Here is a 21,958-nt window from a genome sequence, read left to right as displayed (position 1 = left end):
AGGACGGCTGACCCCGGGCCCATAGAGGCGCGTCATTGGGTCAGCCCGGGGGCGAGGCTGAGCAGGCCGCAGCCGTACGGCTTCGCCCGGCCGACGCCGCTGACGACCGCTTCGGTGAAGGCCGCGGGATCGACGACCACCAGATGGCCGTCGTAGCGCACGGGATGGATGGTGATCGGGTGCTTCTCCCGCCGTTTGCCCACAAGGCGCGGGACGGGGGAAGTGGTCACGTCCGGGCCGCCCTGACGGCTGACAGGGATGATGAAACCGTGCTGCTCCCCTTTGCCGGCCAGCCATGCGACCAGCTCGGCGGGACGGATCGGGACACGTCTGCGCCGATCCTCCGCACCCTCCACCTTCACGCAGCGGGTCGGATTGGCCACCAGCCGGAAGGAGAACCTCCGCCCCGGCCGGACGGCGTCCAGAACGGGCTGCAATGAGCGGACCTCAGCGGGCTTGAGGAGCAGCCCCTCGGGGAGGCGAGCCCAGTCGGGAGCGGTGCGGCTCTGCACATATTGCACGATCTGGCCTTGGGGCAGGATGTCGATCCGCCAGAGCACACCGTGTGTGCCGCGGAAGACCGTCGTGTCGTGAAGCTCCGGATAGGCGGACATCACCGTCCGATGCATCTCGTGCACGTCGGCGACATCGCGGATGAAAGCGGGCGAACGCCGATTGACGGTGAGCTTCGTCAGAAACACAGCACGTCCTCCGCCGTGATCATGCCGTCGGTCAGCGGCACCTCACCCGTCAGCACCATGCGGGACACGAAGCGCCTGCCGGCCCTTGAGAAACTGAGCGGCTGATCGTGCCGGACCTCCGCGCCCAGCCGATCCGGCGGGCACTCCACGACGGTCCGCAGGCCCTGCCGTTCCGCCCGCGCCCGCATCCTGCCCCTCAGCCGGGCCGACGGCTCCAGCCAGGGATGATCGGCCAGCACCTCACCCGAGCTTCGGCCCTCCGCCTGTGCTCCGGGAGCGAGCAGCGGACGCGCCGGCAGATATGACTTCCTCCCGAAGCACAACCGCCACCTCGGCCGGCGCACCGCCTCCGCCACACGGGCCAGCAGGCGGCCATCGCCTTCCAGGACCACCAGAAACAACGCGTCGGCCAGGTAATAACGCTCACTCACCACATTGCGGTGCCCGGTGCCCTGCGTCGTCGGCACGTTCTGCGTCACGTGATAGTCGCGCTCCATCGTGCCCTCACGGTCGACTCGTACGGCGAGGCGCAGCCGGGCCAGTTCCGCCAAGCCGGCGTCGTCCTCGCGATCCACCCCGAGGGCCGCCGCGAGCAGACCCACCACGCCCGACTTGGTTGGCTCGGTCATTGTGTCGCGGATGATCCCGCGCGACCTGATGCCCCACGACTGCATCGGCCCGTCGAAGCAGAGCGCCAGCGACGCGACGCCGTCACCCGTCATGTGCCGTACTCCCCCGCACTCGCGAGCACAGCCGAGGTGAACGCGTCGAGGCTGGTCACCACCTCGGCCCCGGCGGCCTCGGGCATCTCGCCGGACACGGAGGCGGCGACAGCCGTACGGATCCGCTCGCCGCCATAGAACTCGTGCAACCGGTCGAAGTGCTCCATGAGCCGCCAGGTCGACGCCTTCATGAGGTCGTCGTCGGTGACCGGCTTGAGGAAGGCGTTGGCGAGGTTCCACGCTCCCCCGTCGCGCACGACACCGAGCAGGGTGTCGGGCATGGTGCGGGCCGCCATGGAGTTCTGCTTGCCCCCGGGCACCGCGTGGACGAAGGCCGACAACCAGGCGCGAGCCGTACGCCGGACCAGGTCGACGTCGCCTTGGAGGTTCTTGGCTAGCTGCTCCAAATCGACATTGGCGTATCGGTAATAACAGGCGGAGTTGAAGTCGATCGTGCCGAGCATGTCGGCACCGGACTCCGCGTCCGGTTTGAGGTCGTCCACGGCGGTGTAGAAGTCGAACTCGGTGGCCACGACATGCGTGGAGATCGCGTGGGCCACCTGGGAGGCGGCGTCGACGTTGAGGTCCTTGTTGTCGGCGATCATCCGCCCGAACAGCGCCACATCGGCGGCCCGCCCGGCGTCAAGGATGCGGCGCACCTCGGCCAGGGCGGCCTTGTCCGGTTTGATCTTGTCTCGCTGGGCTGTGGTCTTGGCGGCGGCGAACTTCTCCAGGGCTTCCCAGTTGTGGTGGCAATACCACGTCAGCCGCTCGATCGACTCGCGCCCGATGAACAGAAGGTACTGCGTGAGCCGCTTGTTGGCGTCGAGCCCGAACCCGAGCTGCTGCAGGGCGGCGGTCACCACCGTCCGCGCCGGGTCCTCGTCGTGCCCCTCCGCGACGAGCCCGCTCACGACGCTGTCGAGCAGGCGTTTGGTGCGCACACCGACCTCGGACTCGTCCAGCCCGTATTGCGTGAAGAGCAAACGTGCCGCACGTTTCAGGCTTTGGCTGGAGATGCGCCCCCGGGTGTATCCGCCGAAGGTGGCCGTCTTGGGCTGGCCGACGTCGTCGCGGTTGAGATTGCTGACGGGAAAGGACTGGAGCAGGTGCAGCTCGATGATCACTCGGTTGCCTCCGGGTGGGTGGTGGGGGGCTCGCTCGTCGCCGCCGAGACCGGCATGTGGAACTCCTGGGCCCACTTGAGCCGCACCCGGCTCGCCCCGTCGCCGCGGTGGTCGTCGCCGAGGAGAACCACGAGGTCGTCGAGGAGACATCCGTAGTGCACGGGGACGTCGTGGGCGGACAGGAGGCGGACCGTCTGGCGCAGGTGGTGGGGCAGGGTGCGCTTGTCCCTGGAGAGCAGTTGCGTCAGCCGCCTGGCCACCGCCGGGCTGCCCTGCTTTTTGTGCAGCCTGCCCATGGACGCCCCTATCGAGCGAGGCCCACGGCCGTCACCCCAAGGAAGCGGGTGCAGCCCGAAAAGACCACCTACGAGAAGCCACACCTCGGTTTCAGCCGCGGTCGGGGGTGTGTCCTGCTGGAACACGACCTCGTACGCCTGGTGCCGGCGGCCCTCGGTGAAACTGTGACGCAGCCGCGCGAGCGCCTGTCGCGCCGCCGCGGCCCGCCTCGGGTCGGGCGACCTCAGGGCACGGCCCAGGCTCAGGAGATGGTTGACATACCGGTCACGCCGGACGACGTGTGGATCAGACACGTGCTGCCTCCGGTTCGGCGGAGTAGATGACGACCTGGGCGTGGAAACGCTCTTCACACAGGTGGAGCCGTTTATGGAACTGGCCGTACTGCTTGCCGAGGGCCAGCATCGCCCGCCCCTCCACCGGCGCGCCGGAGGCCCATCGGTTCGCCGCCGAGGTGGCGAGCCTGGTCACGACATATGCCCATCTGCGCATGACCGGCCCCTCGGACATGCCGGCAGTGCGAGCCCGGGCCAACTCGACGAGAAAGTCACCGAACGGCGAGGCGAGCCGGGGCCAGTAGTCGGGGTCGATGTCGGGGATCGTGGTGTTCCTGAACTCGGCGCGATACTCCCTCACCAGCGAACGCAGTGCCGCCCCCGCGTCGTCGGCCAGGGTGATCGCGCAGCCGATGAGCGCACCGAGAGCCTCGTCGCGTGCGCGGAGAAGCGGCACGGGGGCGGGGATCGACGCCTCCATCCAGGTCTCGACCACCGACGCCTTGGAATCGAGACGCTGCCCGAAGACCCGCAAGGTGTAGACGGCGTGCGACGGGAGGTGTCCACGCTCGGCGAGTCCGGCGATCTGGTCGAGCGTGGAGGGCCGCTGCCGGTTTCTGTCCTCGTCCCGCACATCGGTGAGAAGAAGCTCGGCGCTGTGCCGCCAGATGCCGCGAAGGGGATGCATCACGACAGGCAGGAGTGACTTGTTCCGCTGGAATTGCCCCTTGGCGTCGCGGGGGCGGCGGAAGGCCGCCATTTTCTCCTCGTCGGGCAGATGCACGTCACACCGGGTGCCGGGCGTGACGACCACGCCGTCGACCACGGTGGCTCCGCCGTACTCCGCGGGTGACAGCAGCACGCGTCTCGACGGCCAGGTCAGCAGGTCGGTCCACCCTCGCGAGATGCGCCTCTCCGGCCTCGGCGACGGACTGCCCAGCTCCTCCCACACCGGTCTGTCACCAGGCGTCGTCATGCGGGGCTTCTCGTAGTCGGGGCGGTAGACGAGGAGATTGAGGAGGAGTGTCTCCTTGAGCGTGCCGCCCTCCACGAGCACGACCCCGAACATGTTGCAGGGGGCACGCTCGGAGGACTTGTCCTTCTCATAGGGCGTCTTCATGCCGCCCGGATCGAAGGCCTGGAGAGTGACCAGCCACCTGGCCGCCTCCGCCGGGGAGAGTCTCACGCGGTCGGCCGCCGTGGTGTGGTCGAAGAGCGTCACGTTGTTGCCGACCGCGCGGTACGGCACGAGCTTGGCAGCGGTGGCCGGCACCAGGGTGGCGAGGGCGGCACATTGCATGAACGGCAGCGCCGGGTGGAAGAGGTCGAACCTGTGGCGGTGCTCGTGGAAGTAGTCGCGCAGCTCTTCGACAGGCAACCGCTCCGCCGCCCAGAGCCTGGCCCACTCGTCCTCGCCTGCCGGACCGTCGAGGGCACGGTGGAGGAGGGCGATCAGGAGCCGGTGAAGCGCCGCGGTCATCGTGGGCGCTTCGGTGACGATACGCCGGATCTCGTGTGCCTGGGCGAGCACGTCTTCGAGCCCCAGGAGTGTTTCGGTGCCTTCCAGGTCGACTGCCGGGATCCAAGGGCGGGAGAGGAGATCAAACGACGCCTCCTCCTGAGGGAGGTCGTGCCGACCGCGGTGCGTCATCGTCTCCCCCTCGTCTGGCCCGCGTTCTTGCTGTGCTTGGTCAGTTCGGCGAGATGGTCGACCGCGTTGGGGTGCGGCAGGTACATCACGCGGGCGTCCCGTTCGGCGGCTTCCTGCTGGCGTGTCAGCTTCTCGGCCGCGTCCTGCCATCTCCTCTCCCAGCCGGTGGGGCAGGGGATCGCCTCCGCTCTGCCGTACACCGTGTCGACCAGCCGGGACACCTCGCCGCCCGACAGGTCCAGGACTGTCCTGTCGCGGAGCAGCGCCCATGTGCGCAGCATCGTCATTGGTGCGTAGACGGTGTGGAGGTAGGGCGGGAACACCGGGCCTTCGCCGGTGTCCGTGATTCCCGCGATCGCCAGGGTGGGTTCGCCGCGATGTGCCGCTCTGCTGTGGCGGTGGAGGCGTCCGGCGCGCTGGATGAGCCAGTCCACGGGTGCGAGGTCGGTCAGCAGGGCGTCGAAGTCGAGGTCCAGCCCCTGTTCGAGGACTTGGCTGCTGACCACGATGGCCTTGCGTCGGTCGCCGTCTCGTCCGTAGGCCTTCTTGAGGGCGGATTCGACCTCACGGCGCTCATCGTCCGGCAATCGGCCGTGGATCACGAACAATTGCGGTCGCTCCCCCTCGGGGAGGTCGGCGATCCTCGCCTCAAGGGCCGCGTGGGTATCGACGACCCGCCGGACCAGGTTGTGCATGACCACGGCACCGCCGCCGTCGGCCACCTGCTCTAGCGCCCAGTCGGCTATCTCATCGTCCTGGACCCTTGTCAGCCGGAGCACGCGGGTGTCGTTGATTTCGCACACCTCGGCGGGCTCGACCACCGGCTTACCTGTCCCTGCGAGGGTCACCCGGGGGTAATCGGTGGCGGGCTCCATCCGGGGCACGTCGCGCGGCAGGCATCGCAGGAGGCCGGACTGCCAGGCGGCCACCAACTCCTGCCGCCGCTTGGAGGGCAGGGTGGCCGACAGCATCACCACCGATGTGCCGAGACGGCCGAGCCAGACGAGGAGCCGGTCGAGCAGCGTCGACATATAGGTGTCGTAGGCGTGGACCTCGTCGATCACGACGACCTTGTTGGTCAGCGCGGCCAGGCGTACGAACACGTGTCCTGAGCGGATCGCCCCTTTGAGCGCCTGGTCGATCGTGCCGGCGCCGACGGGTGTCAGGAGGTTCTTCTTCCGGGTGAACCACTCCTGAGCCTGGGTGTCGGAATCCCGGGCCTCGTCGCAGCCGACGTCTGTGGGAGTGATGCTTTCCCCCGCGCCCGAGTAGATCGACCGTACGGTGACGCCGTCGGCGACGGCCCGGAGTTCCTCCGACATCTGATTGCTGGTGGCCTTCGTCGGCATAGCGACGTAGGTGCCCATCAGACCGAGATTGCGGACCAGTGCCGCCGCGGCTTGCAACGCCGCCTTGGATTTACCTTCACCGGTGGGGGCCTCTACGAGGAGCAATGTCGGTTCAGCGCGGTCGGCGGTCAGGTGTTCAACCAGGATCTGCACAGGGCGTGCCGTCGTGCCCGGGAACAATTCGCCGAACCTTGTGCGCGGCGTCCATGGGTGAAGCTTCAGCTGCTCCACCGCGTCGGCGGCTAGCTTATGCACCGTTCCCGCATAGGAGACCAGATCCTCGGTGTCGGCATAGGGAAAATACCGGAGGTCGGAGGCGATCCAGTCGCTCACCGTGGTCAAGGCCGCGAGCATCGTGGCGGCGGCTTCGCTCATGCGTACGTCCCGCCAGCGCGCCTCGTCGGGTTGCGGCAACCCACGCAACGTGACGACCTCACCGACGAGGTCGTCACGCCTCGCCTTCCATGCCTGACCGCCGTGGTTGTTGACCTCGCGCCGCGCCTGCCGGAGTTCGGTCCCATCGGGAAAGTGGCCGTGGTGTCCGCCGATGGCCGAGGCGATAAGGTCGGCCGTATCGGAGATCGCGCCCCACTGGAGCAGCATGTCCTTCATGTGCATGGCGGTCACCAGGCCGTGCGGGGTGTCGTAGCGGCGCCCCGGCTCCCTTCGCCGCTGCACCAGATGTATATCCGCCGCCGCGGGCTCGCCGAACCGGGCCGTCGCCAAGTCAACCTTGAGCCCTTGGAATGCGGGACAACACTTCCCGAGGTCATGTAAGCCGCAGAGTGTGGCGATCCACGCGTCAGCGGCGCCGAGCGGCCCGAAAGCCGCCCGCAACTCCTCCCGGCTGCGCGGCCCTATGAGACTGCCGACCAATAAGTCGGCCACGGCGGCCGTATCGAGGATATGCCCGACAAGGGGATGAACACGATCCCCCTGCGCTTTCCCCCAGGCCGCCAATAATGGAGGTTTTGGGCTCATCGGAAAATCCGCCACAAAAGTCGGACGAATGGGGCAAACTCCGCATAGTGGGCTACAGCATTTACTCGCATCCGATACCTCGCATCCCACGACACTACAGGGATGTGCGTTTTAGGCTCGGCTTACCCTAACGGACTCCCCACTTCGCAGAGCAGGACCTTATCGCCCAGCAAGCTGCGTTAACCATAAAAGTCAGCTTTTCGCTACGCCGGGCTTATGGCACAAGAAGTCAGTGCGGAGGTACCCCTGACTTTCGTCGGGGATGATCGTGGTCGGTCGTCGGATTCGTGGGGGATGGTCTGGTTTCTAGGTTCGACTCATGAAATACAGGTTCCTCTCCCTGGCCACGGTGGTTGGCCTGGTCACGATGGCCGTCGCGGCGCCGGCTGCGCATGCCGTACCGGGTCGTGCCCCCTCGGCGGCGGATTTTGCCGCCTATCTCAACAAGGCTCGGGAGTCCACAGGGTTGCCCGGGTTGTCGGTTGTTGTTACCCAGGGGGACAAGGTGGTGCACGCCGCCGGATATGGGCGGGACTCCACTGGGGCGCCCATAAACGAACGTACGCCCATGCGGGTGGCCTCCCTCACCAAATCGTTTACCGCGGCCGCCGTGATGACGCTGGTCGAGGCCGGGAAGATCGTGTTGGACAGGCCGGTGGCGGAGCAGCTGCCGGGGTTCCGCATGGCGGATGGGCGGGCCGGGCGGATCACCGTGCGGCATCTGCTCAACCAGACCTCGGGCCTGTCGGACACCACCATCGACATTCGTGCCGGACAGGCGACGGGTTCCCTCAAGAAATATGTGGCGACGCTCGCCACCGGAGCGCTCACCGGCGAGCCCGGCACCCGCTACGAATACTGCAACGTCAACTTCGATCTCGCCGCGCGCCTGGTCGAGGTCGCGAGCGGCATGAGCTTCCACGGCTACCTGCGGCAGCGTGTGTTCGGCCCGCTCGGCATGGCGGGCAGCGGCCTCGGGGATCGTGAGGTCAAGCCGGCCGACGGGTTCATCTCGCTGTTCGGCACCTGGGTGTCGCGGGCCGAACAGCCGGGGTTCCTCAACCACGGCGGCAGCGGCGGTGTCGTCACCACGGCGGCCGACATGGGCAAGTGGCTGATCAGCCAGAACGGCGCCGGCACCGCGCGGATCGTGTCGAAAGAGGGGCTGCGCACCATGCACACGCCCTCCCCCGTGCATGACTACGCCATGGGCTGGAGCGAGGAGACCATCGACGGCGCGCCTCTCCTCGTGCACAGCGGCAACCTGTTCACCTATTCCGCCGTTCAGGGGATCTCCCCCGGCACCGGGTACGGCTTCGCCGTCATGACCAACGGTGCCGGGCTCCAGGACGACACCTATGCGGTGCTCGAAGGCCTCGTCGCGCTGACGCGAGGCGACTCGCCCGACGTGCCGGGCGGCGGCAGGCAGCAGTTCGAGCTGGTCCTGGGGCTGATCGCGCTGGTGGCGGCGGGGCTCGGCACGATGGCGGTGCTGCGGTCGCGCCGCTGGGCGGAGAGGTACGGCAGAAGGCCTGTTTGGCGGATTGTGCTGCGCTTGGCCCCGGCGCTGGTGCCGGTGCTCGTCCTGGCCGCCTTGCCGGACCTGATCTCGATCCTCATGAACGGGCGCACGGTGACCTGGGCGCAGATGACCTACTTCCCCGCGCCGTTGACGATCACCGTGGTCATCATGGCCGCCGCAGGGGCGGCGGCGATCGCGAGTCGGCTGCACAGGCTGCGGTCGGTAAGGTCGAACGGGTGAGAAACGGTGCGATCCTGGTGGCGATCGCGGCGGGTGCCCTGGTCAACGGGATGGCTATGGAAGCCCTCCCGCTGTGGCGGCAGCTCCTTTTCGGGGTGCTCGCCGTCGCCGCCTACCTGCACGGCAGGCACCTGCCCGTGCGGTGGACCTGGCAGCTCTTCGCGGTCGTGGCCGCCCCCTGGGCGCTCTACACGGTGTTCGACTTCGCGGAGGGGATCGGCGCTCTGCTGGCCCTCGGTGTGTTCGTGGTGCTGCCGTGGCTGGCGGGCCGCTTCCGCCGGCAGCAGGCCGAACTGGTGGAGGTGGGCCGGGCGCGTGTGCACCAGATGGAGCGCGAGCAGGAACTTCTCGCCGAACGGGTCAGGCTCCAGGAACGCGCCCGCATCGCCGCCGACATGCACGACTCGCTCGGCCACGAGCTAGCCTTGATCGCGCTGCGCGCCGGGGCCCTGGAGCTCGCGGCCGACATGAACGAGCGCAACCGCGAGGCGGCGGCCGATCTGCGGGCCTCCGCGGTCACGGCGACCGACCGGCTCCGCCGTACTCTCACCGTGTTGCGACCTGGTGGATCGGCTCCGGTCGAGCCCGCGAACGAGACGGTCGAGGCGCTGGTGGAGCGGGCGCGCGATGCCGGGATGGCGATCGGCTTCCAGCGGGTGGGTGAGTCCCGCCCGCTGGGGACGCTGGTGGAGCGGGCGGTGCACCGCGTGGTGCAGGAGGCGCTGACCAACGCGGCGCGCCACGCGCCGGGGGCGGCGGTGGAGGTGCGGATGGAGCAGGATGGCGACACCGTGGCGGTCACGGTGAGCAACCCCCTCGGGCCGGGCGGCGCCGCCTCCCCTGACGGGAGCGGGCTGAGCGGGTTGCGAGAACGGGTGCGGCTGCTCGGCGGCATATTCCACGCCGGAGCCGGACGTGGCGGCTTCACGGTGACGGCGCGGCTGCCGAGGGGTGAGGCATGATCCGTGTGGTGCTGGCCGACGACGAGGCCATGATCCGCGCCGGGATCAAGGCGGTCCTCGCGGCCGACCCCGGCATCGAGGTGATCGCCGAGGCCGCCGACGGGCGTGAGGCGGTCGAACTCGTACGCGCCCACCGGCCCGACATCGCGCTGCTCGACATCCGCATGCCGCGCCTCGACGGTCTGTCGGCCGCCGCCGAGTTGCGCGCCGCGGTGCCGGAGGCGGCGGTGGTGATGCTGACCACGTTCGATGAGGATGACTATGTGGCGAAGGCCCTGGAAGCGGGGGCGGGCGGGTTCCTGCTGAAGGCCGCCGACCCACGTGAGCTGATCTTCGGTTTGCGGGCCGTGGCGGGCGGTGCGGCCTACCTGTCGCCGAGGATCGCCAGGAAGGTCATCACCCGGCTCACCGGCGGCCACCTGTCCCGCGTGTCGGCGGCCCGTGAACGGATCACGGTGCTGACCCCGCGCGAACACGAGGTGCTCGCTCTTGTCGGCCGTGGGCTGACGAACCAGGACATCGCACGCGAGTTGTTCCTGTCGGAGGGCACGGTGAAGGCGCATGTGAGCGCGATCCTGCTGCGCCTTGGGGTGGGCAACCGGGTGCAGGCGGCGATCCTCGCCTACGAGGCGGGGCTGGTGCGGTCGGAGGGCTGAGCCGGAGGAGCGCGGCGCCGGCCAGTACGGCCGTAGGCGGAGGGGTCGAGATCAGGTGGGCCCATGCCGTACTGCCTGGAAAGCGGTCGGACCTCGTATCTCTGCGAATACCTATCGTCGAGGGCCTAGCACTGGACGAGCTGTGCGTTTTAGCCTGAAATTGCGAGATCATCAGGGGAGGGCAGGGCCGCTGTCGGTGGCACGTTCGCGATCGGTGCGTTGTGGGCCGGCCATGGCCGGCAGGTCCCCGATCCACCGACCGCGGAACTCCGGCAGGGCGGATATCCGTGCCGGTGAAAGAGAACGCCCAGCCCTTGGCACAGTGCTGCACTTCCGTATTTTCCCCTTTCTACCCGAGGCCGCAGATGACCGCTGAAGATCAGAGAACTGCCCCCTCACAGATCAACGCTCATATACCGAACGCCGCCCGCATCTACGACTGGCTCCTGGGCGGCAAAGACCACTATCCGGCCGACCGGGACGCCGGTGAACAACTCCTGAGAGTGCTCCCCTTCATCAACGAGGTCGCCCGCCACAACCGCTACTTCCTCGGCCGGGCGATCCGCCACCTGACGGCGTGCGGCGTCACGCAGTTCCTCGACCTGGGCTCGGGCCTTCCCACGGTGGAGAACGTGCACCAGATCGCCCAGCGGGCCCGGCCGGAGTCGCGGGTCGTCTACGTCGACATCGACCCGGTGGCCGCCGTGCACGCCCGGGCTTTGCTCGCCGGGGACCCCGGAGTGGCGGTGCTGGAGGCCGACATCCGTGATCCCCGGCGGATCTTGCACGCGCCCGAGGTCCGCGACCACCTGGACTTCTCCCGGCCGATCGCCGTGATCACGGTCGCGGTGCTCCATTTCATTTCAAACGCCGACGATCCGGCGGGCATCCTGGCAGCCGTGCGCGACGCCGTAGTGCCGGGCAGCGCGCTGGTCGTCTCCCACGGCTCCAGCTCCATGAGCACACCCGAGGAACGCTCCGGGGCCGCCGCGATCTATGCGCGTTCGTCCACCCCCGTGCATGCGCGCACGGATGAGGAGATCCTCGCCCTGGCTCAGACCTTCGGCGATCTGGAGGAACCGGGACTCGTCGAGATCTCCCAATGGCGGCCGGACTCCGGCGAGTTGCCACACCGAGCCCAGGTCCGGGTCCTCGGCGGCGTGGCACGCCGCCTGTAGTGCCTCAGCGATCCTGGTCGAGGAGGTTGTTGATCATTGCCTGGAGTTGGTCGCGCCCGCCGACGCCGAGCGCCTTGCCGAGAACTTCGGCGAGGTGGTCGAAGGGGTCGACCATCGGAAGTTTGCCCACCTCGTCGGCGAGTTCGGCGACCGTCCAGCCGCCCTCGCGCTGAACGTGTGCGCCGCGCGACCAGCCGTGGTTGACGGCGACCGTGCCACCGCGGACGGACAGCACCTGGCCGGTGAGCGCGCAGGCCTCGGTGGCCAGGTAGGCGGCGATGGGGGCGCTGGTGGCGGGGTGCAGCGGGTCGAACTCCCCCGCCTCGGGTTTCCGGTCCATGCCGGGCACCTCAAGGGTGAGCCGGGTGCGGGCCATGGACGGGGAGATGCAGTTGACCCTGACGCCGTAGCGCCCGAGTTCGAGAGCGGCGACGACGGTCATCGCGGCGACGCCGGCGTTGCCCGAGGCATAGTTGGTCTGCAAGGGCAGCGGGTTGAGCAGGCCGGAGCCGGACGAAGTGTTGACGACGGCCCGGTCGGCGCGGACACCGGCGTGGTATTGCTCGCGCCAGTATCGAGCCGCCCAGTGGGTGACCGCGAACGTGCCTTTCAGCTTCACCGCGACGACGTCGTCGAAGTCCTCCTCGGACAGGTCGGCGATGCCGCGGTTGCGTTCGATGGTGGCGTTGTTGACGACGACGTGCAGGTCGCCGAACGCCTCCAGGGCCGCGCCGACCATGCGCTCGGCGCCGCGCCAGTCGGCGACGCTGTCGGTGTTGGCCACGGCCTCGCCGCCGTGGTCGCGGATCTCCTCGACCACGGTGGCGGCGACTCCGCCGTCGCCGCCGCTGCCGTCGATGTCCACACCGGGGTCGTTGACGACGATCTTGGCTCCCTCGGCGGCGAAGAGCAGCGCCTCCTCGCGGCCGATGCCGCGTCCCGCGCCGGTGATGAGGATGACACGTCCGTCCAGGCTTCCCATGACTCTCCTTTGGTGCACTTGATGCATTAATACATTGCATGAAGTCATGCAGGGAATGCAATAGGATGGCGCCATGACGGAAAGCCTGGGATTGCGAGAGCGCAAGAAGCTGCGCACGCGGCAGACGCTGGTCGAGGCGGCGGTCCGCCTCTTCGAGCGGAAGGGCTTCGACCAGGTCACGGTCGCCGAGATCGCCGAGGCGGCGGACGTGTCCACCCGCACGTTCTTCCTCCACTTCCAGGCGAAGGAGGACGTGCTCTTCGCCAACGCCGACGTGCGGGTCGACCTGGCACTGCAGGTGGTCGCCGAGCGCGGCGCCGGGGAGGGCCACGCCGACGTCCTCGCCCGGGCCATGGAGCACATGATCGCCGACAGCTGGGACCGCGACCTGAGCAGCGGCCTGGCCGCCCTCCGGGTCCGCCTGGCCGGCTCGGCGCCGGCGCTGCAGACGCGGCTGCTCCAGCGCTATGTCACCGCACAGACCGAGCTGGCCCGCGCCCTGCATGAGGCATATCCCGGCGAGCTGGACCCGGTGACCGCGGCCGCCCTCGTCGGCGCGATGGTCGGCGCGGTGAGCGCCGCTGCCGTCGCGGCCCTGCACCGCGGCGACCCGCCCGAGGACGTGCGCCTTGCCATGAGCCGCGCACTCACCCTGGTCAAGGGCCGGGTGACAGGCTAAGCCGTACGGCGGGCCTCCCCGATGGGGTGTGGCCTTGACCGCTTATATGCCGATCCGTCTATCCTCCGCTTCGAGCTTGAAGCCGACGGTGAGGACGCCTGCCGCCTCACGTTCACCAACATCTTCGACGGCCGCGACTCCGCCACTCCCCTGGCCGTCGGCTGGCACGCCGGCCTGGACCTTCTCGCGGCCCTGCTCGACGGCCGGAAGGCGGAGAGCGCGCCGTGGGAGGGGTTGCAGGCGGCCTACGAACACGCCTTCGGGTCCGCCGCGTGAAAACCGCGTTCGAGATCCTGGCCGAGCCCCGGCGGCGCGAGATCCTCGACCTGCTCCGGGACGGCGAACGCGTGGCGGGCGACCTCGTCGGGCTCCTCGGCCTGACCCAGCCGACGGTCTCCAAACACCTCAAACTCCTGCGCGAGGCCGGCCTGGTCGAGGTGCGCCGGGACGCCCAGCGGCGGTGGTATCGGATCCGGCCCGAGCCTCTGGCGGAGATCGACACGTGGCTCACGCCGTACCGCCATCTGTGGAGCGACCGGTTCGCGGCACTGGAGCGCCATCTCGACACGATGCCGGATTAGACGGAGTACGGCTCGCGCCCGGCCGGCGGTGCCGTACAGCACGCGTGGGCCGGGGCCGGCGGGGCCGCTCCCGACTGCCGTACCCGCACGTGATCCACGCTATTCTCCCTGCATGGCACGTGACGAACGCGGTGTTACCCCTCAGAGCGAGGACTTCTCGGCCTGGTACAACGAGCTGGTCGTCAAGGCGCAGCTGGTGGACCGTGGCCCGGCGAAGGGCACCATGGTCATCCGGCCTTACGGCTATCGCCTGTGGGAGATGCTCCAGGCGGAGCTCGACCGGCGCATCAAGGACACCGGCCACGAGAACGCCTACTTCCCGCTGCTGATCCCGGAAAGCTATCTCCGCCGGGAAGCCGAGCATGTCGAGGGCTTCTCCCCCGAGCTCGCCGTCGTCACACACGCGGGTGGCAAGGAGCTCGACGAACCGCTCGTGGTGCGGCCCACCTCGGAAACCATCATCGGCGAGATGATGGCCAAGTGGGTCTCCTCCCATCGCGATCTGCCGCTGCTGCTCAACCAGTGGGCCAACGTGGTGCGCTGGGAGCTGCGGCCGAGGATGTTCCTGCGCACCACGGAGTTCCTGTGGCAGGAGGGCCACACCGCGCACGCCGACGAGGCGGACGCGATGCGCGAGACCTTGCTCGCACTCGACCTCTACACCCAGGTGGCGCGGGACATCGCGGCCATCCCGGTGGTGCCGGGTGAGAAGACCCCCGGTGAGCGCTTCGCCGGTGCCGTCCGCACGTTCACCATCGAGGGCATGATGCGCGATGGCAAGGCCCTCCAGGCCGGGACCTCCCACTACATGGGCACCAACTTCGCCAAGGCCTTCGAGATCCAATACACCTCCGAGGCGGGCCGCCTTGAGCTGTGTCACACCACGTCCTGGGGCATGTCCACCCGCATGATCGGCGGCGTCATCATGACCCACGGCGACGACAAGGGCCTGGTGCTGCCGCCCAGGCTCGCGCCTCACCAGGTGGTGATCGTGCCCATCGGCCGTGGCGAGCAGGGCGAGAACACCCTGGCCGCCGCGCGTGACCTCGCCGGACGCCTCAAGGCCGCCGGTGTGCGCGCCCACGTCGACGATCGGGCCCAGCTCTCCCCCGGCTTCCGTTTCAACGACTGGGAGCTTCGCGGCGTGCCGGTCCGGCTTGAACTCGGCCCCCGCGACTTGGAGTCCGGCACCGTGGTCATGGTCAAGCGCCTCGGTGACGAGGGCAAGCAGCCGGTCTCCCTGACGTCGGTGTGCGACCTCATGCCCGGTGTCCTGGACGACTTCCAGGCGTTCCTCCTCCAGCGGGCCACGGACTTCCGCGACTCGCACACGAGCCGGGCCGACTCCTGGGACGCTTTTGCGGAGCAGGTCACGTCGGGGTGGGCGTCGGCACTGCACTGCGGCAACCCGGCCTGTGAGAACGAGATCAAGGCCAAGACCGCCGCGACACCTCGCTGCATTCCGCTCGACGGCGAGCCCGAGACGGGATCCTGCGTCCACTGCGATGCGGACTCCGCCTACGGCAGGCGGGTCCTCTTCGGCCGCGCTTACTGAGCGCGGCTCGGTGGTTCATCCGTACGCCTCCTTAAGTCCGCCGGGGGCGGGGTTGTGGAGCCGGGCGGCGTCGTGGCTCGGTGGGACGCCGTATTGGCGGCGATATTCCCGGCTGAACTGCGAGGGGCTGTCATAGCCGACGTGGTGGGCGACGGCGGTGATGTCGCGAGCGTGGGTGACGAGCAGAAGACGGGCCTGCTGGAGCCGGATCTGTTTCTGGAACTGGATGGGGCTGAGCGCGGTGACGGTCTGGAAGTGGCGATAGAACGCCGACGGGCTCATGCCGGACAGTCTGGCCACGTCCTCGACGCGGAACGGTTCGGCGTAGTGGTCGCGGATCCAGCGAACGGCCCGTGTGATGTGGCTGAGGTTGCTGTCGGCGAGGCCCAGTTGCCGTACGGCGCCGCCCTGCTCGCCCGTGATCAACCACCAGAAGATCTCACGTTTGATCAGCGGCGCCAGGACCGCCTGGTCACGGGGCCGGTCCAGCAGGCGCACCAGGCGGATAAGGGCGTCGAGCAACTCGGGCGTCATGGCGGCGACGGCGATCCCCGGTAGTGCCGTCGCCCGGAGACGGGGAAGATCGCCGGGGCCGGCGTGCAGGAGAAGGTCGGCGATCAGCGATGGTTCCAGCACTATCGCCAAACCCACCGCAGGGTGCTCCGGGCTGACGTCGACGAAGTAGCCGGTGACGGGCAGGTCGACGGAGGTCACCAGATAGGCGCCGGGCCGATATTCATGCACCCGGTCGCCCACCGCGAGACGTTTGGCGCCCTGGGCGAGGACCGTCAGCACCGTGCCGGACATCGTGGGAGACGGCGGGCCCGGCTGCTCCACCTTCGCGATGTGTAAGCCATCGATGGCGGAGGTCTCGTCGGGCCGGACGTGCCGGGACAGCAGGGTGCGGAGCTCATCGAATCCCATGCCTTGATTTCACCACAGCGGCCACCGCCTTGCTCCACAGGTAAGGAGGATCGTGCAAGAAGCCGAGAGCTTCTTTCTACCGTTGCCCCATGACAGAGCGGTGAAATGAGACCAGCGAAAACGTCGGCCGGAATCATCTGGCCGGGAGGATCCGGCATCACCGTCCGGAGAAGGAGCACGATCATGACCGTCGGCTACGGATTCAACGCCACCCTCAAGGCCAAGCCCGGCATGGGCGAGAAGCTGACCGGCCTGCTGCTGAGCGGCCTGGACGAAGGCAAGCCGGCGGCGAGTGAGCACTGCGTGGTCTACCTCGTCTGCCGATCGGCCGCGGACCCCGACGTCGTCCACGTCACCGAGGGCTGGACCACCGAGGAGGATCACCACCGGATCTTCGCCGGGCAAGAAGCCCAGAGCCTCATCGCCCAGGTCCAGGAGCTGGTCGCTGAGGAATCCCCTTACACCGACTACGTCCCGGCCGGCGGCAAAGCCGCGTTCTGACCTCCCTCTCCCTCCGCTTGAAAGGAAACCTCATGTCGTCCCTCGCACGCCCCGCTTTCGACCCCGAACTGAACACGCTCATCGCCGGCATGCCGCCCTTCCCGCAGCTCACCGCCGAAACCCTTAAGCTGTTGCGCGAATTTCCCACTACACCGATCGAGACCCTGCTGGACGGCCGTGCGGTCGACCGGCGAGAAGTCACCGTCTCCGCCGCCGACGGATTCCAGATCCCGCTGACGGTCCTCACCCCGGCCGACGTCCGCCCCGGAGCCCCGTGCGTCTACTGGATGCACGGCGGCGGAATGGTCGCCGGTGACCGGTTCTCGCAGATCGACATCCCCCTGGAATGGCTCGACGAACTCGGCGCCGTCGTGGTCACCGTCGACTACCGGCTCGCTCCCGAGGCCGGCGGCACCACCCTCGTCGAGGACTGCTATTGGGGCCTGCTGTGGGTCGCCGACCACGCCGACGAACTCGGCATCGACCCCGCCCGCATCGTCGTCGCCGGCACCAGCGCCGGGGGCGGCCTCACCGCGGGTGTCGCCCTCCTGGCGCGTGACCGCGGCGCCCCCGCGATCGCGGCCCAGATCTTGATTTGCCCCATGCTGGACCACCGCAACGTCACCGTCTCCAGCCGCCAATACTCCGGCGACCCCAACGTGTGGACCCGCGAGAACAACGCCTTCGGCTGGCACGCCGTCCTCGGCGACCTCGCCGACGACCAGGTCCCGGGCCACATCTCACCGGCCAGAGCCGACGACCTGTCCGGCCTGCCCACGACCTTTATCGACGCCGGCTCCGCCGAGGTCTTCCGCGACGAGGTCACCGACTACGCCACCCGCATTTGGGCCGCGGGCGGCCAGGCCGAACTCCACATCTGGGCGGGCGGCTTCCACGGCTTCGACATCCTGTTCCCCCACGCCGACATTTCAGCCGCCGCCCGCCAAACCCGCACCCAATGGCTCGCCCGCACCCTTAAGGCCCACACGCCAACCGCCCCCTGATCACGGCTCACGCCGTACATTCCAGGAGGTACGGCAGAGCCAGGCCGACCACCCATGACGAGAGACCGGACCCGCGCGGGCGACCGCAGACGTCCAATCCCGAGGGACGGCCCTTCGCCGGAGCGCAAGGGTTGTGCGCTCGTGTGAAAGACGGGGGCCGGGGGTGTGCCCGAAAGTGGATGGCGGGCCGCGGCGTTCCGCGCCCGCCGTTCACGCATGAGGCGCAGTGAAGGAGCACCGTGAGCGACGCCGTGCTCGCCGCGGAGGCCTGAAGCCGGTCAACCTCTTGGAGACTTCATGACCTCGACCCCGCAGGTTCCCACCGTCCGCGGTTCGGTGGACGTGGGCAAGTTGGGCACCGTACTCATGCACGAGCACGTCTTCGTCTTAAGCGAGGAGTTACGGCAGAGCATGCCGGACACCTGGGACGAGCAGCAGCGGGTCGACGACGCCGTCGTGCGGCTGACGGCTCTGGCGGCGACCGGCGTGACCACGATCGTCGATCCCACCGTCATCGGCCTCGGCCGGGACGTGCGCCGCGTCGCCGCGGTGAACCGGCGGGTGGAGCTCAACATCGTGGTCGCGACCGGCCTGTACACACTGGGAGACTTGCCGCACTTCTTCCGCTATCACGGGCCGGGCACCCTGCTTGGCGGTGTCGAGCGCATGACCGAGTTGTTCGTCCGCGAGCTCACCGAGGGGATCGCGGGCACCGGCATCAGGGCCGCCTTCCTCAAATGCGCAATAGAGGACACTCTCACGCCCGGCGTGGAGCGCGTGATGAGGGCGGTCGCGCAGGCGCACCTCGGCACGGGGGCGCCGATCGTCGTTCACACCAGTGCGCCCGCCCGCACCGGCCTGATCGCGCAGGACATCCTGCACAGTGAGGGCGTGGACCTCGGCGCGGTGGTCATCGGGCACAGCGGCGACACCGCCGACCTGGACTATCTGCGCCGCCTCGTCGACAACGGCTCCTACCTCGGCATGGACCGCTTCGGTCTGGACGTCCTGCTGCCGACCGATCAGCGGGTGGCGACCGTCGCGGCTCTCGCGGGGCAAGGACTGGCCGACCGGATGGTCCTGTCACACGATGCCTCCTGCCACATCGACTGGTTCCCACCCGGCGTGCGCGAGCAGATCGCGCCGAACTGGCATTACACCCACCTGCATGAGCAGGTGCTTCCGGCGTTGCTCGACGCCGGGGTCACCCGGGCTCAACTGACCACGATGATGGTGGACAACCCACGCCGATACTTCACCCCGGCTTAGGAATGACCTACGGGCGGCCGGTTTCGGCCGCCCCGTCGCTCCTCGGACGCAGGGCGTTGCGGACGTCGGTGGGCGTCCGGCCGAAGTTCCGCACCTGGCAGGGGCGCCAGCAGTTCGCAGGTTCCGCGACTTCGTGCCGGGAGAGGTGACCTGAGCACGGGGTCTTACCTTGCCGTGTCGGTGTGGCGGCGTGGGACGCGGGTGTAGTCCTGGCCGTCGATCGGGCCGATCTCCTCGGCGGGCACCCGCCGTTCCACGATGTGGTAGCGGCTCGTCGGCACGCCGGTGGTCCGGGACTCGGCCCAGTAGATGTCGGCGAGCCACACGCCGAGATCGGTCCGCCACCAGCCGCGCAACCAGGCGGGCCGATGCCGGTAGACGACCATCGGCGGCAGCGGCGGCAACTCCGAACCGGACATAACACGCACTCTAGTCGTACGGGTGTTCGATAGTCTAAACTGGTCGCCGCGCCTCAAGGGCCGCTGCTACCAGCGCAACGTGGTCACCAACTCCCCGCCGGGGCCCGCGCCGATGCAGCGGTCGATCTCCAGCAACCGCTGGAGCAGGCCGTGGGCGAAGGCCAGCGACAACCCGCCGCCGGCGGCTACGGCACGCCGGTGTCCCCCGGCCAGCACCCGGATGCCGGTGCAGTCGCAGAAGGTCAGGCGCGCCGCGTCCACCACGATGCGATTGCGACGGGACAGCACCTCGGTCAAGGCGCGCCTAACCTGCGGCGCCGAGAGGACGTCCAGTTCGCCACTCAGCACCAGCAGGCAGAATCTGTTGTAGTAGACGGCCTGGACGGATAACGCGCTCACTATGGCACCTCATGTCCCACGATGATCCCGAGACACTCGTGCGAGGACGCCTCGTTTCTGGATAAGACCCCATTCTGTGTGGATGGGGTGATTAAGGGAACAGAAAACGGTGTTCGTGCAGGTCAAAGGGGATGCATACTTTGATATCCGACGGACCGAAATCACTTCCGCCGCGTTAATCCTGATGATCGACCGGCCTGATCGAGGCCATATCACGCCACAATCACAGGGTTCAGCGGGCGTACATTTGGCGCCCGGCAGTAACAGCGGCCACCCGCGGCTGTCAGGACCCGGCTGCGGCGCGGTCGCGGTGGGCGCGGATCTCGTCGTGGTGGTCGGAGGCCCAGCCGATCAGCTGTTTGACGATGTCGAGCAGGCTGCGGCTGAGGGGGGTGAGGGTGTACTCCACGCGCGGCGGGACCTCCGCGTAGGCCGTGCGGGTGATCAGCCCGTCCTGCTGAAGCTGGCGCAGGGTGTGACTGAGCATGCGCTGGGAGATGCCGGAGACATCGCGCTGCAGGTCGGTGTAGCGCAAGGCGCCGTCCTCCAGGATCGCGATGATCAGCATGCTCCACTTGTCGCCGACCCGGTCCAGGATCTGGCGGACGAAGGCCATCTGGTCGGCCGGGACCGCCGCGCACGCACCCCGGCTCGCGGCGGCCGCCGATGCCCTTGCGTGCTCCATGACGCACATTCCCCTCTGTTACGCACAGCGATGTGCCTTTTGTAAGCCTCTCCATACTGTCCTATCTTGACGTTACGCACAAATAGTAGGAATTGGCGGGGAACGCTATGAAGGTCAGCGGTCAGGCCGAGGCCTCGACCCGGCGGATCGAAGCCGTCCCCTCCGCAACCTCCTGACCCCATACGCAATGGAAAGTGAACTGATCATGCCTACTCTCGCCATCGTCGGCGCCGGCCCCGGCATGGGCCTCGCCATCGCCCGCACCTTCGGCTCCCGGGGCTACAATGTCGCTCTCATCGCCCGCAACCGAGCCAAGCTCGACGACCTCGTCGGCCGGCTCACCGCAGAGGGCATCACCAGCGCCGCGTTCCCGGCGGACGTGCTCGACCACGACGCGCTGACCCAGGCCCTCAAGGACGCCGCCAATCTCTTTGGCGGCATCGATGTCCTCGAGCACTCCCCGGCCCCCAGCATCGGCTCCTTGGCCCTCGCCTCCCCGTCCGAGACCAACCCGTCCGATGTGCAGGGGCTGATCGAGTTGCTGCTCTACAGCGCCATCACCGCCACCCAGGCCGTCCTCCCCGCGATGCGTGAGGCCGGCGCGGGCACCCTGCTCTACACCAACGGAGGCGGCTCGGTCGACCCCCACCCGATGCTCGGCAACGTAAACCCCGCCCAGGCAGCGCTGCGCAACTGGGTGCTCAACCTGCACAAGGAGCTGGCCGGCACCGGCATCCAGGCCGCGCACGTCGCCATCGGCGTGTGGATCGGCGCGGGCGGCCCTCCCGGAACCCCGACCGCGGAGGCCGAGGAGATCGCCCCTCTCTACTGGGACCTGCACACCCAACGCGACGAAGCCGAGCGCGTCTTCACCGTCTGACGGCTCCCAGCTTTCCCCATTAAATCCTGATCCGCTCAATCCCCGTCCGCCGCGGCGGACGTGAGGTGCGACAGTCCTTCAGCCCGAATGCCTTGGCGATCTCCCAGGTGTGTTCCAGCCGTGTCTTGTCCCGCTCGGTGCAACGCTTCACTCAGGACGAATCCTCGATCCCCAGCCGGGCGGCGACGATGTCCAGAATCTCGTTCGGCACCTTGAGCGGGTCGGCCAGGAAGCACCCCAGGTAGCGAACGGTCACGAGCCGGTTCCGTTCCAATTCTCTCTGAACGCCGCGACCAGGCAAGCCGTCGTACAGCCTGATCCGAGCGCCAATCACGGCGGCGACACGCTCGCATGGAGTCACGAGGCGGCCTTAGAGTCCTCACAAACGCCGACGGCGGACCCGGCCAAGCCGTGGTCCGCCG

Annotated in this window: 23 protein-coding genes; 12 read left to right on the top strand and 11 right to left on the bottom strand. The window is 68.4% G+C overall.

All coding sequences use genetic code 11. From position 1 onward, the window contains the following. Positions 1-32: 32 nt before the first annotated feature. The 6 genes from cas6e to cas3 are packed head-to-tail and all read right to left on the bottom strand — an operon-like array spanning position 33 to position 7,100. Complete coding sequence (cas6e, locus tag Ssi02_RS22210; protein ID WP_204028668.1) at positions 33-701, bottom strand: type I-E CRISPR-associated protein Cas6/Cse3/CasE; 669 nt, start codon at positions 699-701, stop codon at positions 33-35. Continuing rightward, positions 692-1,423: a type I-E CRISPR-associated protein Cas5/CasD gene (gene cas5e / locus Ssi02_RS22205; RefSeq protein ID WP_204028666.1), complete on the bottom strand. Its 732-nt coding sequence runs from the start codon at positions 1,421-1,423 to the stop codon at positions 692-694. Before cas5e ends, cas6e begins: the two co-directional genes overlap by 10 nt. Next, positions 1,420-2,550 carry a type I-E CRISPR-associated protein Cas7/Cse4/CasC gene (gene cas7e, locus Ssi02_RS22200; protein ID WP_204028664.1) on the bottom strand — a complete coding sequence of 377 codons (1,131 nt, stop codon included), beginning with the start codon at positions 2,548-2,550 and terminating at the stop codon, positions 1,420-1,422. Before cas7e ends, cas5e begins: the two co-directional genes overlap by 4 nt. After that, positions 2,547-3,140, bottom strand: a complete 594-nt coding sequence (gene casB, locus Ssi02_RS22195) for a type I-E CRISPR-associated protein Cse2/CasB (protein ID WP_204028655.1) — start codon at positions 3,138-3,140, stop codon at positions 2,547-2,549. Before casB ends, cas7e begins: the two co-directional genes overlap by 4 nt. Then, positions 3,133-4,770 (bottom strand): type I-E CRISPR-associated protein Cse1/CasA, encoded by a 1,638-nt coding sequence (casA, locus tag Ssi02_RS22190; RefSeq protein ID WP_204028653.1) that lies wholly within the window; start codon positions 4,768-4,770, stop codon positions 3,133-3,135. Before casA ends, casB begins: the two co-directional genes overlap by 8 nt. Beyond that, the gene (gene cas3 / locus Ssi02_RS22185) at positions 4,767-7,100 is read right to left on the bottom strand and encodes a CRISPR-associated helicase Cas3' (protein ID WP_204028642.1); all 2,334 of its coding nucleotides are present in this window, start codon (positions 7,098-7,100) and stop codon (positions 4,767-4,769) included. Before cas3 ends, casA begins: the two co-directional genes overlap by 4 nt. Positions 7,101-7,419: 319 nt before the next feature. Here cas3 and Ssi02_RS22180 point away from each other — a divergent pair, with 319 nt between their 5' ends. From Ssi02_RS22180 to Ssi02_RS22165, 4 genes are all read left to right on the top strand, one after another. Next, positions 7,420-8,862 (top strand): serine hydrolase domain-containing protein, encoded by a 1,443-nt coding sequence (locus Ssi02_RS22180; RefSeq protein WP_239129348.1) that lies wholly within the window; start codon positions 7,420-7,422, stop codon positions 8,860-8,862. Next, positions 8,859-9,824, top strand: a complete 966-nt coding sequence (locus Ssi02_RS22175; RefSeq protein ID WP_204028638.1) for a sensor histidine kinase — start codon at positions 8,859-8,861, stop codon at positions 9,822-9,824. Before Ssi02_RS22180 ends, Ssi02_RS22175 begins: the two co-directional genes overlap by 4 nt. Then, positions 9,821-10,480 (top strand): response regulator, encoded by a 660-nt coding sequence (locus Ssi02_RS22170; RefSeq protein ID WP_204028637.1) that lies wholly within the window; start codon positions 9,821-9,823, stop codon positions 10,478-10,480. The genes Ssi02_RS22175 and Ssi02_RS22170 overlap by 4 nt, the downstream gene beginning before the upstream one ends. A 365-nt stretch (positions 10,481-10,845) precedes the next feature. Then, on the top strand, positions 10,846-11,658 hold the full coding sequence (locus Ssi02_RS22165; protein WP_204028636.1) for an SAM-dependent methyltransferase: 813 nt from the start codon (positions 10,846-10,848) through the stop codon (positions 11,656-11,658). A gap of 4 nt (positions 11,659-11,662) precedes the next feature. On the opposite strand, the gene Ssi02_RS22160 is transcribed toward Ssi02_RS22165, so the two are convergent. Then, positions 11,663-12,640 (bottom strand): SDR family NAD(P)-dependent oxidoreductase, encoded by a 978-nt coding sequence (locus Ssi02_RS22160; protein WP_204028635.1) that lies wholly within the window; start codon positions 12,638-12,640, stop codon positions 11,663-11,665. Positions 12,641-12,713: 73 nt separating this feature from the next. Between Ssi02_RS22160 and Ssi02_RS22155 the strand changes: the two genes are divergently transcribed. The 4 genes from Ssi02_RS22155 to proS all read left to right on the top strand — a co-directional run bounded on the left by Ssi02_RS22155 (position 12,714) and on the right by proS (position 15,455). Beyond that, positions 12,714-13,319 carry a TetR/AcrR family transcriptional regulator gene (locus tag Ssi02_RS22155; RefSeq protein WP_204028631.1) on the top strand — a complete coding sequence of 202 codons (606 nt, stop codon included), beginning with the start codon at positions 12,714-12,716 and terminating at the stop codon, positions 13,317-13,319. A gap of 21 nt (positions 13,320-13,340) precedes the next feature. Next, positions 13,341-13,595 carry an SRPBCC family protein gene (locus Ssi02_RS22150; RefSeq protein ID WP_204028629.1) on the top strand — a complete coding sequence of 85 codons (255 nt, stop codon included), beginning with the start codon at positions 13,341-13,343 and terminating at the stop codon, positions 13,593-13,595. Continuing rightward, positions 13,592-13,900, top strand: coding sequence for an ArsR/SmtB family transcription factor (locus Ssi02_RS22145; RefSeq protein WP_239129345.1), 309 nt, complete (start codon positions 13,592-13,594; stop codon positions 13,898-13,900). The genes Ssi02_RS22150 and Ssi02_RS22145 overlap by 4 nt, the downstream gene beginning before the upstream one ends. Positions 13,901-14,012: 112 nt before the next feature. Beyond that, on the top strand, positions 14,013-15,455 hold the full coding sequence (proS, locus tag Ssi02_RS22140; RefSeq protein ID WP_204028627.1) for a proline--tRNA ligase: 1,443 nt from the start codon (positions 14,013-14,015) through the stop codon (positions 15,453-15,455). A 15-nt stretch (positions 15,456-15,470) separates the two neighbouring features. On the opposite strand, the gene Ssi02_RS22135 is transcribed toward proS, so the two are convergent. After that, positions 15,471-16,379, bottom strand: a complete 909-nt coding sequence (locus Ssi02_RS22135; protein WP_204028625.1) for an AraC family transcriptional regulator — start codon at positions 16,377-16,379, stop codon at positions 15,471-15,473. Between the two features lie 183 nt (positions 16,380-16,562). On the opposite strand from Ssi02_RS22135, the gene Ssi02_RS22130 reads away from it, so the two are divergent. From Ssi02_RS22130 to Ssi02_RS22120, 3 genes are all read left to right on the top strand, one after another. Then, positions 16,563-16,880 carry a putative quinol monooxygenase gene (locus Ssi02_RS22130; RefSeq protein ID WP_204028623.1) on the top strand — a complete coding sequence of 106 codons (318 nt, stop codon included), beginning with the start codon at positions 16,563-16,565 and terminating at the stop codon, positions 16,878-16,880. Between the two features lie 32 nt (positions 16,881-16,912). Continuing rightward, positions 16,913-17,884 carry an alpha/beta hydrolase gene (locus Ssi02_RS22125; RefSeq protein ID WP_204028617.1) on the top strand — a complete coding sequence of 324 codons (972 nt, stop codon included), beginning with the start codon at positions 16,913-16,915 and terminating at the stop codon, positions 17,882-17,884. Positions 17,885-18,181: 297 nt separating this feature from the next. Continuing rightward, entirely contained in the window at positions 18,182-19,153 is a 972-nt protein-coding gene (locus tag Ssi02_RS22120) for a phosphotriesterase family protein (protein ID WP_204028611.1), read from the top strand. A gap of 164 nt (positions 19,154-19,317) precedes the next feature. On the opposite strand, the gene Ssi02_RS22115 is transcribed toward Ssi02_RS22120, so the two are convergent. The 3 genes from Ssi02_RS22115 to Ssi02_RS22105 form a co-directional block, all read right to left on the bottom strand. Further along, a complete protein-coding gene (locus Ssi02_RS22115; protein WP_204028609.1) occupies positions 19,318-19,572 on the bottom strand; it encodes a hypothetical protein in 255 nt (84 codons plus the stop codon). A gap of 66 nt (positions 19,573-19,638) precedes the next feature. Beyond that, positions 19,639-19,971 carry an STAS domain-containing protein gene (locus Ssi02_RS22110; protein ID WP_204028607.1) on the bottom strand — a complete coding sequence of 111 codons (333 nt, stop codon included), beginning with the start codon at positions 19,969-19,971 and terminating at the stop codon, positions 19,639-19,641. 283 nt (positions 19,972-20,254) lie between these two features. Beyond that, positions 20,255-20,656 carry a winged helix-turn-helix transcriptional regulator gene (locus Ssi02_RS22105; RefSeq protein WP_204028605.1) on the bottom strand — a complete coding sequence of 134 codons (402 nt, stop codon included), beginning with the start codon at positions 20,654-20,656 and terminating at the stop codon, positions 20,255-20,257. A 205-nt stretch (positions 20,657-20,861) separates the two neighbouring features. Here Ssi02_RS22105 and Ssi02_RS22100 point away from each other — a divergent pair, with 205 nt between their 5' ends. Continuing rightward, a complete protein-coding gene (locus tag Ssi02_RS22100) occupies positions 20,862-21,536 on the top strand; it encodes an SDR family NAD(P)-dependent oxidoreductase (protein ID WP_204028604.1) in 675 nt (224 codons plus the stop codon). Positions 21,537-21,958: the final 422 nt, after the last annotated feature.

Origin of the sequence: Sinosporangium siamense (assembly GCF_016863435.1) — a bacterium.
GTDB classification, from domain to species: Bacteria; Actinomycetota; Actinomycetes; order Streptosporangiales; family Streptosporangiaceae; genus Sinosporangium; species Sinosporangium siamense.
The sequence above is the reverse complement of the archived record's forward strand: the minus strand, read 5'-3'. Positions and strand labels throughout refer to the sequence as shown.

Bases quoted from the DNA above. Each gene is read 5' to 3' on its own strand.
- Ssi02_RS22165 (WP_204028636.1), top strand. From the start codon at position 10,846: ATGACCGCTGAAGATCAGAGAACTGCCCCCTCACAGATCAACGCTCAT.
- Ssi02_RS22180 (WP_239129348.1), top strand. From the start codon at position 7,420: ATGAAATACAGGTTCCTCTCCCTGGCCACGGTGGTTGGCCTGGTCACG.
- Ssi02_RS22125 (WP_204028617.1), top strand. From the start codon at position 16,913: ATGTCGTCCCTCGCACGCCCCGCTTTCGACCCCGAACTGAACACGCTC.
- Ssi02_RS22135 (WP_204028625.1), bottom strand. From the start codon at position 16,379: ATGGGATTCGATGAGCTCCGCACCCTGCTGTCCCGGCACGTCCGGCCC.
- Ssi02_RS22115 (WP_204028609.1), bottom strand. From the start codon at position 19,572: ATGTCCGGTTCGGAGTTGCCGCCGCTGCCGCCGATGGTCGTCTACCGG.
- cas3 (WP_204028642.1), bottom strand. From the start codon at position 7,100: ATGAGCCCAAAACCTCCATTATTGGCGGCCTGGGGGAAAGCGCAGGGG.
- Ssi02_RS22170 (WP_204028637.1), top strand. From the start codon at position 9,821: ATGATCCGTGTGGTGCTGGCCGACGACGAGGCCATGATCCGCGCCGGG.
- Ssi02_RS22130 (WP_204028623.1), top strand. From the start codon at position 16,563: ATGACCGTCGGCTACGGATTCAACGCCACCCTCAAGGCCAAGCCCGGC.
- cas5e (WP_204028666.1), bottom strand. From the start codon at position 1,423: ATGACGGGTGACGGCGTCGCGTCGCTGGCGCTCTGCTTCGACGGGCCG.
- Ssi02_RS22150 (WP_204028629.1), top strand. From the start codon at position 13,341: ATGGGGTGTGGCCTTGACCGCTTATATGCCGATCCGTCTATCCTCCGC.
- Ssi02_RS22120 (WP_204028611.1), top strand. From the start codon at position 18,182: ATGACCTCGACCCCGCAGGTTCCCACCGTCCGCGGTTCGGTGGACGTG.
- Ssi02_RS22160 (WP_204028635.1), bottom strand. From the start codon at position 12,640: ATGGGAAGCCTGGACGGACGTGTCATCCTCATCACCGGCGCGGGACGC.
- Ssi02_RS22100 (WP_204028604.1), top strand. From the start codon at position 20,862: ATGCCTACTCTCGCCATCGTCGGCGCCGGCCCCGGCATGGGCCTCGCC.
- proS (WP_204028627.1), top strand. From the start codon at position 14,013: ATGGCACGTGACGAACGCGGTGTTACCCCTCAGAGCGAGGACTTCTCG.
- Ssi02_RS22105 (WP_204028605.1), bottom strand. From the start codon at position 20,656: ATGGAGCACGCAAGGGCATCGGCGGCCGCCGCGAGCCGGGGTGCGTGC.
- casA (WP_204028653.1), bottom strand. From the start codon at position 4,770: ATGACGCACCGCGGTCGGCACGACCTCCCTCAGGAGGAGGCGTCGTTT.
- Ssi02_RS22155 (WP_204028631.1), top strand. From the start codon at position 12,714: ATGACGGAAAGCCTGGGATTGCGAGAGCGCAAGAAGCTGCGCACGCGG.